At 68.1% G+C, this 9,608-nt stretch carries 11 protein-coding genes, 1 tRNA gene and 1 pseudogene; 5 read left to right on the top strand and 8 right to left on the bottom strand.

Translation table 11 applies throughout. The features are described from left to right. Together DSP71_RS16380 and DSP71_RS16385 are read right to left on the bottom strand one after the other, a co-directional pair. Positions 1 to 429, bottom strand: a pseudogene (locus DSP71_RS16380) (hypothetical protein); the annotation flags it as partial. 10 nt (positions 430 to 439) lie between these two features. Next, positions 440 to 715 carry a hypothetical protein gene (locus DSP71_RS16385; protein ID WP_046746551.1) on the bottom strand — a complete coding sequence of 92 codons (276 nt, stop codon included), beginning with the start codon at positions 713 to 715 and terminating at the stop codon, positions 440 to 442. Between the two features lie 118 nt (positions 716 to 833). Between DSP71_RS16385 and DSP71_RS16390 the strand changes: the two genes are divergently transcribed. Both DSP71_RS16390 and DSP71_RS16395 read left to right on the top strand, forming a co-directional pair. Continuing rightward, positions 834 to 1,214, top strand: coding sequence for a cold-shock protein (locus tag DSP71_RS16390; protein WP_045263389.1), 381 nt, complete (start codon positions 834 to 836; stop codon positions 1,212 to 1,214). Then, positions 1,198 to 1,803: a DUF3027 domain-containing protein gene (locus DSP71_RS16395; protein ID WP_113681616.1), complete on the top strand. Its 606-nt coding sequence runs from the start codon at positions 1,198 to 1,200 to the stop codon at positions 1,801 to 1,803. The genes DSP71_RS16390 and DSP71_RS16395 overlap by 17 nt, the downstream gene beginning before the upstream one ends. 10 nt (positions 1,804 to 1,813) lie before the next feature. Here DSP71_RS16395 and serC read toward each other — a convergent pair whose 3' ends face one another. Beyond that, positions 1,814 to 2,926, bottom strand: a complete 1,113-nt coding sequence (gene serC, locus DSP71_RS16400; protein ID WP_046746553.1) for a phosphoserine transaminase — start codon at positions 2,924 to 2,926, stop codon at positions 1,814 to 1,816. A gap of 101 nt (positions 2,927 to 3,027) precedes the next feature. Here serC and DSP71_RS16405 point away from each other — a divergent pair, with 101 nt between their 5' ends. The 3 genes from DSP71_RS16405 (at position 3,028) to DSP71_RS16415 (ending at position 5,653) form a co-directional block, all read left to right on the top strand. Next, the gene (locus tag DSP71_RS16405) at positions 3,028 to 3,729 is read left to right on the top strand and encodes a metal-dependent transcriptional regulator (RefSeq protein WP_045263392.1); all 702 of its coding nucleotides are present in this window, start codon (positions 3,028 to 3,030) and stop codon (positions 3,727 to 3,729) included. 361 nt (positions 3,730 to 4,090) lie between these two features. Next, on the top strand, positions 4,091 to 4,846 hold the full coding sequence (locus DSP71_RS16410; protein WP_046746555.1) for a M23 family metallopeptidase: 756 nt from the start codon (positions 4,091 to 4,093) through the stop codon (positions 4,844 to 4,846). A gap of 309 nt (positions 4,847 to 5,155) precedes the next feature. Beyond that, on the top strand, positions 5,156 to 5,653 hold the full coding sequence (locus DSP71_RS16415; RefSeq protein WP_045263393.1) for an HNH endonuclease: 498 nt from the start codon (positions 5,156 to 5,158) through the stop codon (positions 5,651 to 5,653). 62 nt (positions 5,654 to 5,715) lie between these two features. Here the strand turns inward: DSP71_RS16415 and DSP71_RS16420 are convergent. The 5 genes from DSP71_RS16420 to DSP71_RS16440 form a co-directional block, all read right to left on the bottom strand. Next, positions 5,716 to 5,788 (bottom strand) — tRNA-Arg (locus DSP71_RS16420). A 60-nt stretch (positions 5,789 to 5,848) separates the two neighbouring features. Continuing rightward, positions 5,849 to 8,035, bottom strand: a complete 2,187-nt coding sequence (locus tag DSP71_RS16425; protein ID WP_113681617.1) for an MMPL family transporter — start codon at positions 8,033 to 8,035, stop codon at positions 5,849 to 5,851. Positions 8,036 to 8,070: 35 nt separating this feature from the next. After that, entirely contained in the window at positions 8,071 to 8,964 is an 894-nt protein-coding gene (locus DSP71_RS16430) for a prenyltransferase (RefSeq protein WP_058631267.1), read from the bottom strand. Then, on the bottom strand, positions 8,961 to 9,305 hold the full coding sequence (locus DSP71_RS16435) for a lycopene cyclase domain-containing protein (protein ID WP_046749810.1): 345 nt from the start codon (positions 9,303 to 9,305) through the stop codon (positions 8,961 to 8,963). Before DSP71_RS16435 ends, DSP71_RS16430 begins: the two co-directional genes overlap by 4 nt. Continuing rightward, the coding region (locus DSP71_RS16440; protein WP_258546502.1) for a lycopene cyclase domain-containing protein at positions 9,305 to 9,608 on the bottom strand (304 nt) is incomplete at its 5' end. The genes DSP71_RS16440 and DSP71_RS16435, both read right to left, overlap by 1 nt.

Raw genomic sequence — 9,608 nt, forward strand, 5'->3', positions numbered from 1 at the left:
CAGCAGCACGTCGGCGAGCACGGCGACCGTCGTGAAGGCGCGCTCGGCGGCATGGGCTGCCGCGGATGCAGATGCAGGAGCGACGGTGGGGGCCGGGGTCGTCGGAGGGGCTGAGCGGCCTGCGAGGGCGGCCGTGACCGGCGGATACGGCGACCCATCGGGCCGCAGCAGCGCGAGTGCTGTCAGCGCCTCTCGTTCGGGCCCGGCGTCTCCTCCGGAAGCCGCCGTGAGGAGCGCGGTCGCCTCGGTCGCGGTCAGCGACGGGAGGACGCGGGAGATCGAAGCGGGGTCCAGGAGCGCTTCCGCGGCATCGAAGAAGTCCTGCCACGGGGCGTCAGAGCGCACCCCACGCGCGGCAAGGAGTCCGCAGAGCTCATCGTCGCTCGCCGCAGCCAGCCAATCCGCCAGCGGTCGCGCGTGAGTGCTCATGGCCGATGCCTCATGAACGCGAAGACGCGCGGCCCTTCCGGATGAAGCTCATCGTGAGGAGCGCGATGATCATGAGGAAAGCGACGGGCAGGCCCCAGTAGGGGATCGCCGCGACGATCGGCCAGAGGCCCTCGCCGAACGCGGTCTGATCCATCCCGAGCGCGGTCCCGATGATGATCGCGAAGAAACAGACCACCGATGCTGCCGCGATTCCGAGCGCGGTGAACGCCAGGATGCGATCCAGCCGCCGGATGGGAACCTCCGGTTCGGAATTCTTCGTGCTCATCCGCACCAGCCTACTCGCACCGCGGCCTTCGGCTTCGCGCGCGTCGTGACCGGTAGGCTGGGGGCACGCGCATGAGCGCGCCCACTGTTCTGCACGACGATCCCAGCGAGGTTCTCCCATGCCCACCGGCAAGGTCAGGTTCTACGACGAAGACAAGGGTTTCGGCTTCATCGCCAGCGATGACGGCCAGGATGTCTTCCTGCACGCCTCCGCGATGCCGGCCGGCACCGCGGTGAAGGCCGGTGCGCGCGTGGAGTTCGGCGTGGCCGACGGCAAGCGCGGGCTGCAGGCACTGTCGGTGCGCGTGCTCGAGGCGCCTCCGAGCCTCTCCAAGGCCAAGCGCAAGCCGGCCGACGACATGGCGATCATCGTCGAGGACCTCGTGAAGCTCCTCGACGGCATCGGCGGAGACCTCCGCCGCGGTCGCTACCCCTCCTCCGGTCAGGGCCGCAAGATCGCGGCCGTCCTGCGTAAGGTCGCTGATGACCTCGAAGCCTGACGCCGACGCGCGTCTTTTGGACGCCCACGATCTCGCGCTCGCCGCGCTGGCCGAGATCACCCCGGCGTCCACCGTCGGCCCCGCCGCCGGATACCTCGCGGAGGAGGACGGGTCGGTCTCGTTGCGCTTCGAGAACCGGCTCGCCGGCTACCCGGGGTGGTACTGGACGGTGACCGTCGCCCGCGTCGAGGATGAGGAGCCGACGGTGCTCGAGGTCGAGCTCCTTCCCGGCGATGGCGCCCTGCTGGCTCCGGAGTGGGTTCCGTGGGCCGAGCGCCTGGCCGAGTACCGCGCGCACCAGGTCGAGCTCGCTGAAGCGGCCGCGGCTGCCGGCGACGACGTGGTGACGGACGACGGCGGACTCGAGGACGACGAAGACGGCGGGCTCGACGACGACGACCTCGACGACGATGATGACGACGTCGAGGGGGACATCCTCCACGCCGGCGACGTGGACGGTGTGGACATCGACGAACTCGACGAGGGCGCTGTCGACGACGAGTCCGTCGCGTCGGAAGAGGATGAGTCCGAGGACGACGACGCCGACGCCCTCGATGAGGACGCCGGCGAGGTCGACGAGGAGGAGTGACCCCGGGCGCTCAGCCGCCCAGGTTCTCCAGCACGTATTCGATCGACCGGGTCAGCTGACGCACGTCGTCCGGTTCGATCGAGACGAAGGTCGCCACCCGCAGCTGGTTGCGCCCGAGCTTGCGGTACGGCTCCGTGTCGACGATGCCGTTCGCCCGTAGTGCCTTCGCGATCGCTGCCGCGTCGATGCTGTCGTCGAAGTCGATCGTCGCGACCACAGGGGAGCGGTGCGCCGCGTCCGCCACGAACGGCGTGGCGATGGACGAGGCTTCGGCCCAGTCGTAAAGGACGGCGGACGACTCGGACGTGCGCGCCGCCGCCCATGTGAGGCCACCGTTGTCGAGGATCCAGCGAAGCTGGCTGTCGAGCAGGTGCAGGGTGGTGAGCGCCGGGGTGTTCAGCGTCTGGTTCAGCCGCGAGTTGTCGACCGCGTTCTTCAGGCTGAGGAACTCGGGGATGTAACGACCCGAGGCGGCGATGCGCTCGATGCGCTCCACGGCAGCGGGCGAGACGGCGGCGAACCACAGACCGCCGTCGGAGCCCAGGTTCTTCTGCGGCGCGAAGTAGTAGACGTCGGCCTGAGCGGCGTCGAAGTCGATACCGCCGGCGGCGCTCGTCGCGTCGATGACGGTCAGCGCGCCTTCAGCGGCGATGCGTCGGATCGGGGCCGCGACGCCGGTCGAGGTCTCGTTGTGCGGCCAGGCGTAGACGTCGACACCCTCCACGGCCTCTGCAACGGTCAGCGAACCGGGCTCGGCCTTGCGCACATCGGGGGCCTCGAGCCAGGGAGCGCCGGCGGCGGCGGCGAACTTCCCGCCGAACTCGCCGAAGACGAGGTTCTGGCTGCGCTTCTCGATCAGTCCGAAGGCCGCCGCGTCCCAGAAAGCGGTCGAGCCGCCGTTGCCCAGGACGATCTCGTATCCCTCCGGCAGGCGGAACAGAGCCGCGAGCTGCTCGCGGACGCTGCCCACGAGGTTCTTCACGGGTGCCTGACGGTGGGATGTGCCCAGGATCGAGGCTCCCGACGAGAGCAGCGCCTCGAGCTGCGCAGGGCGCACCTTGGAGGGACCGCAGCCGAAGCGGCCGTCGACGGGCAGGAGGTCACGGGGAATCTCGATCGCCATGCGTCGATTCTAGGGGGCGCTCGGCGTGCCGCAGGACTGCTCGCGAGTCCGATGTCGCCGCGGGAATGTAGGCTTGCCTAAGAACCTCGGAGGGCCCGCACATGACCGATCTGATCGACACCACGGAGATGTATCTCCGCACCATCCTCGAACTCGAGGAGGAGAACATCGTTCCGCTGCGCGCGCGCATCTCCGAGCGTCTCGGCCACTCCGGCCCGACGGTCTCGCAGACGGTCGGGCGCATGGAGCGAGACGGTCTCGTGATCGTCTCGGAAGACCGCACACTCGAGCTCACCGACGCCGGTCGGCGCAAGGCGGTCGACGTGATGCGCAAGCACCGTCTCGCCGAGCGCCTGCTCTCCGACGTGATCGGACTCGACTGGGCCTTCGTGCACGAAGAGGCGTGCCGCTGGGAACACGTCATGAGCGAGCAGGTCGAGCGTCGCCTCGTCGAGCTGCTCGGACATCCGACGGAGTCGCCGTACGGCAACCCCATCCCCGGACTCGATCAGCTCGGCGATCTGCCGGCGCGCACCTTCGACGAAGGCGTCATCGGACTCGTCCAGCGCCTGAACGCCGCCGGCGAGCCCGTCGAAGGCACGGTGCGTCGTCTCGCCGAGCCGGCTCAGGTCGACCCTGAGCTGCTCGAGCAGCTGCGCGATGCCGGAGTCGTTCCCGGAGCGCACGGTGACTTCCGTTTCAGCGAGGGCTACGTCCTCATCCAGATGGACGGCAAGGACGATGGACTCGAGCTTCCCGTCGAGCTGGCCTCGCACATCTTCCTGGTCGGCGAACCGGCCTGATCCCGCGAGAATTCGCGGGTGCAATCGGCGTGGAAGGAGAGCGGCGTCGCCCTCTCCGAGAATTGCCAGTTTCCCAGGGTGACATGATCGTTATCTTCCGGTAACCTCGGTCAGGTCGCCAGCGAAGAAGCCCGCTGGAGATGAACCCGCTGAAGATCGCCTTCCAGGCTCGTCGTCTTCACGGCAAGAACGCACAAAGTACCCGAGCTACATTCGTGCCACGAGAGCAGAGTGCCGACGAGCCAGCGCTGACCCGAACAGCGTGAGGGCCCAGGAGGACCAAGTTTTGGCCGCAGACATCGAATCGCCCGCGAAGAAGACATCTGAAGAAGCAGTACCCGCCCGCCGCACCGGCGCGCGAATGAGTGCTCGAAAGGCCGTCAAGCCTCTTCGATCCATCGCCATCTTCGGGGCGGTCGGTGCGCTGGTCGCCGGCATCGCTCTGCCCGCGTTCGCCTCGTCGAAGCCGAGCGAAGCAGCGCCCACGACTCTCCAGCAGCTCGCCGCCGTCGATGCGCAGTCGCTCGTCGTCGCCTCGCAGGCGACTGCTGCTCCGCTCGCGCGCGGCACGTTCAGCGCGACCACGCCCGAGGAGATCGAGAAGAAGAAGGCAGAAGAGGCTGCTGCCGCCCGTGCAGCCGCTGCTGCCGCGACCGCCTCCGCGGCCGGCACCTCCTCCTCGCGCTTCAACACCGCGGGCTACGCGCTCACGTCGCCCGGCTCGGGCGAGGTGCGCTATCCGCTCCCCATGGGATCCTGGAACGTCAGCCGCACGGTCGGCGGTGGCCACAACGGTGCAGACATGCTCGCTCCGGCCGGCACGCCGATCTACGCCGCTGCTGCCGGAGTGGTCCGCGCATCGGCCGAGAGCATCGGCGGCTACGGTGTGGCGGTCATGCTCGACAGCGTGGTCGGTGGACAGCGTCTGCAGACCACCTATGGTCACATGCTCTACGGCTCGCGTCAGGTTCAGGTCGGGCAGTCGGTGTCGGCAGGACAGCTGATCGGCTACGTCGGCAGCACCGGTCGCTCCACCGCGAACCACCTCCACTTCGAGGTCTGGATCAACGGCGGGCTCGTCGAGCCCATGTCGTGGCTGTCGGTCAACGCCGGCTGATTTCCAGACACGCTCCGCTCCATTCACCTCCCGTTTCGCCCTGCACCCAGGGAGATGGGTTAGCCTGATCCCGTTGTCGTACAGGTGGGAGAGGCTGATGGAGCGAATACCGAGCATCCGAACCATGGATGCCCTCGGTCGTCACGTCCTTCTGCATAGCCCGCAGGGATGCCACGGCGCTGCCGTGCGCGAAAGGCGCTGTCTCTAGACGGCGCCTTTTTTCGTCCTCGCGATCGATCTGCCTCCTGCGCGACCTCGTGTGAGTCGAGAGTGCCGGGAAGCCGTCCCGGCGGATCGAGAGGATGACGAATGCGCACACTGGTCCTGAATGCCGGATACGAGCCGCTGGCGATCGTGTCGTTCAAACGCGCCCTGGTGCTCGTGATGAACGACAAAGCCACCGTGATCGAACGCGTCGAGGAAGACCCCGTCTGGGGCTCGCACGGCGTCTACGACCGCCCTGCGGTCATCATCCTGGCGCGCTACGTGCGCGTCCCCACCAGCAGACGCGTGCCCGTCACTCGGCGCGGCGTGCTCCGTCGTGACGATCACCGGTGCGGCTACTGCGGGAAGTCGGCCTCCACGATCGACCACATCCTGCCCCGTTCTCGCGGAGGAGCTGATTCCTGGGAGAACCTCGTCGCGTGCTGCTTGCGGTGCAACAACGTGAAGAGCGATCGTACGCCTCAGGAGATGCGCTGGCAGTTGCGCTTCACCCCTCGACCCCCGCACGGCACCGCCTGGACGGTGCGCGGGACGGAACGCAGCGACCCGCGGTGGGAGCCGTATCTCGCGCTGGCGGCGTGACGAGGGCGGCACGACATGCAGAAGGGGAGCCGTCGCCAGGACGGCTCCCCTTCTGCATGTCGTGCCCGCGACAGGATTCGAACCTGCGACCTGCCCTTTAGGAGAGGGCTGCTCTATCCCCTGAGCTACGAGGGCGTGCATCCAGTCTAAGCGACCGGATGCACGCCGCTGCGTCTCCGTCGTCCCCGCTGTGGTTCAGTCTTCTCCGCGACGCCACAGCTTCGACGGCCACCAGATCGCCTTGCCGATGTCGTAGGTCAGTGCAGGGACCAGCAGGGAGCGCACCACGAACGTGTCGAGGAGCACGCCGAAGGCGACGATGAAGGCGAGCTGCACCAGGAACAGGATCGGGATCACCGACAGCGCGGCGAAGGTGGCCGCGAGCACGAGGCCGGCCGAAGTGATCACCCCACCCGTGATCGAGAGCCCTCGCAGGATGCCCTCCCGCGTCCCGTGCGCCTTCGACTCCTCACGGACTCTGGTCATCAGGAAGATGTTGTAGTCGATGCCGAGCGCCACCAGGAAGACGAATCCGAACAGCGGGACGGCAGGGTCGGCGCCCGGGAACTGGAAGATCCCGTTGAAGACGAGCGCCGAGACTCCCATCGCCGTGCCGAAGGACAGCACCGTGGTGAGGATCAGCAGCACCGGCGCGAGGATCGAGCGCAGCAGCAGCATCAGGATCAGCATGATCACGACGAGGATGACGGGAATGATGAGGTTCCTGTCGTGGATCGATGCGTCGTTGGTGTCGATCGAGGTCGCCGTGACACCGCCGACCAACGCATCCATGGCATCGAGGTCTTCGCGAAGCTCTCGCACGGTCGAGGCCGCGGCCTCGGAATCCGCCGCATCGGTCAGGGTGCCCTGAAGCAGGACATCGCCCTTCACGGTGGTCGGTTCCGGGGCGGGCGTGCCGGGAGGGCCGACGGCCGTGATGCCGTCTTCCGTCACGGGTGCCGAACCACTCGGGGAATCGGCCGCGGTGACCGTGACGCCATCGACGCCGTCGTTGGCGAGGAGCACATCGGCCGCGTCCTGCAGCTGACCCTCCTTCACGACGACGTACACGGGGCTTCCGGATCCGCCGGGGAAGTGCTCACCCAGGGCCACCTGGCCGTCGCGCGCTTCGGACGCGCCGAGCACCAGATCCGACTGCGGTACGCCGTCGGCGTCGAGCTGCGTGATTCCCGCCGCCCCCGCGAGCAGCACGAGCGTCGTCACGATCCAGATGACCCGAGGGCGGCGCTTGATGAGGCCGGCGAGCCGCGCCCACAGGCCCGTGGTGCGCATGCCGTGCTCAGCGGCCACGACCTCGGGTTCGAAGCGTGGGCGCCGCGGCCAGAACACTGCGCGACCGAAGAGCAACAGCAGCGACGGGAGCAGCGTCAGCGCCGAGAGCATCGCGAACACGATGCCGATCGCCGCGACCGGTCCCAGAGTGCTGTTGGATTTGAGGTCGCTGAGCAGCAGGCACAGCAGGCCGGCGATCACGGTGCCGCCTGAGGCGACGATCGGCTCCACCGAGCCCTTCCATGCCGCCATCACCGCGGTGCCCTTGTCCTGAGCGACGCGCAGTTCCTCCCGGAAGCGAGCGACGAACAGCAGGGCGTAGTCGGTGGCGGCGCCGATCACGAGGATGAACAGGATCCCCTGGGTCTGGCCGCTGAGGAGCAGCACCTCGAACTTCGCAAGCCACCAGACGACCAACAGCGCGACGCAGAGCGCGAAGAGGCTGGTGGACAACACGACGAGAGGAAGCAGGAACGACCGGTAGACCAGCACCAGGATCACGAGAACGGCAAGGAGCGCGACACCGAGCAGGAGTCCGTCGATACCGGCGAAACCGGCCACCAGGTCGGCGCTGAAACCGGCGGGTCCCGTGATGTAGACGGTGACCCCCTCCGGCACGGCGGCGCGCAGCTCGTCGCCCAGGGCCGTCGTCACATCCGCGAGCTCGGCGTCGGAGTCGATCGGGATGAACGCCTGCACCGCGCGTCCGTCGTCGGAGGGGAGCGCGGGGGAGACGTCGCCGCCGACGCCCTCGACCGTCGGCGCATCCGCGACGGCGGCGGAGATGGCATCGAGCTCGGCAGAGGTCAGCTCGTCGTCGGCGGTGAACACGGCGATGGCCGGGATCGAGTCGCTGTCGCTGAATTCGCCGAGAAGCTTCTGCACCTGCGTCGCATCCGCCGATTCCGGGAGATACGTCGTCTGCTCGTTGGACGACACCTCGTCGACCTTGCCGAACAGCGGTCCGCCCAGCGACGCGCCCACCAGCCACACGAGGATCAGGGCGACGGGGAGGAAGACGCGCACCCAGGAGTGCCGTCGAGTGCGCTCTCTCGGCGGCGGGGTCTGCGCGGTGTCGGGGCGGGACATCGGGGGTCCTTTCGGGGGTGCTTCGGAACGGGCGGTCAGGAGATCCAGGCGAGGATGAGGATCATCGTCGCGAGGAAGCCGGCGAAGTAGTTGAGGGCGATGAAGCGTCGCCAGGCGCGGTTCGTGGAGGCGGAAGTCGCGTCCGTCACGTTCCACCACGGTGCTGCATTCACCACATAGGGCAACGCGAGGACGGCGGCGAGCGGGCCGGGCCACGGAGTCCACAGCATGGCCGTGCCCGCGATCACCCACAGCGCGAGCGACAGGCGTACGGTCGCCCGTGCACCGATGACCGTGGCGATCGAAGAGATGCCACCCGCCCGGTCGGGGCCGATGTCCTGCACGGCGCCGAAGGCATGGGCGGCCATCCCCCAGAGGAAGAACGCGCCGAGCGTGACGACGGTTCCCGTCGTCGCCGACGCTCCGGCCAGGGCGAGGCCGACGATCGCGGGACTGACGAAATGTGTGCTGGAGGTGACGGAATCGAGGAACGGGCGCTCCTTGAATCGGAGGAACGGCGCGGAGTATGCGATGACCGCGAAGACGCTCACCGCAAGCCAGGCCGTCGAGGCCGGGTTCCCGACGATCACGAGGTAGACGAGGAAGGGGATGTTCGTCGCCGCAGCCGCCCACAGGGTCGCTCGATGGATGCGGGGTGCGAGCAGTGCTCCCTCGATGCCTCCCTTGCGCGGGTTCGCCAGATCGGAGGCGTAGTCGAACACGTCGTTGATCCCGTACATCGCGAGGTTGTAGGGGATGAGGAAGTACAGGGTGCCGAGCACGAGGGTGAGGTCGATGTCGCGCGTGCTCAGGAGGTAGGCGGCCGCGAACGGGAAAGCCGTGTTGATCCAGCTGATCGGACGCGACGACAGCACGATCTGGGCGATGTCCCGTGCGATGCCGTTCGACGGCGCGGTGGCTCCGCTCAACGTCGTTCCTCCTCATCTGTCGGTGTCCGCCCGCGGGACCGCCGAAGGGCGCGCATCGCGGTCCACGCGGCCGGAAGGAGCAGAGCACCTGCGAGCGGGTAGGCGAAGTCCTCGATCGGCGCGAGCCCGACGTGCACTCCGAGCAGCGGATCCTGGGCGTAGTGGAACAGCCCGCTCGCGATCATCACGGTGTCGAACGCGGCGGTGAGGAGGAAGAGCACGAGGATGGTCAGGAGCACGGATGCGGGGCGTGGTCCGCGACCGCGGGACGCGAGCACGAGCGCCGCGCCGGCAACTGCGGAACCGGCGACGAACCAGGCGGAGAGCTGGAGGTAGGTCATCATCGCTCCCTCTGTGCCCTTGTGCGTGCACGGAGTCGGGCGAGCCCACGCGTCGTCCCGGTGTAGATGATCATGGTGCAGACGACGAGGAACAGCAGGAAGACGGGTTCCTCGATGGGCAGCTCGGGAGCGAGCACCAGGCCCGTCGCGATCGCTCCGTCGCCGCGGAAGAAGATCCCGTTCGCGATCCCGGCCACGTCCCACACGAGGAAGAACACGAGGCCGAGGGCCGTCACGACGGCAGCGGAGACCGCGTCGCGCCAGAAGAAGAGCCGGAACCGCCAGTCCAGCAGCAGCATGCAG

It is taken from the genome of Microbacterium sp. H6 (genome assembly GCF_003314775.1).
Classification (GTDB): Bacteria; Actinomycetota; Actinomycetes; order Actinomycetales; family Microbacteriaceae; genus Microbacterium; species Microbacterium oxydans.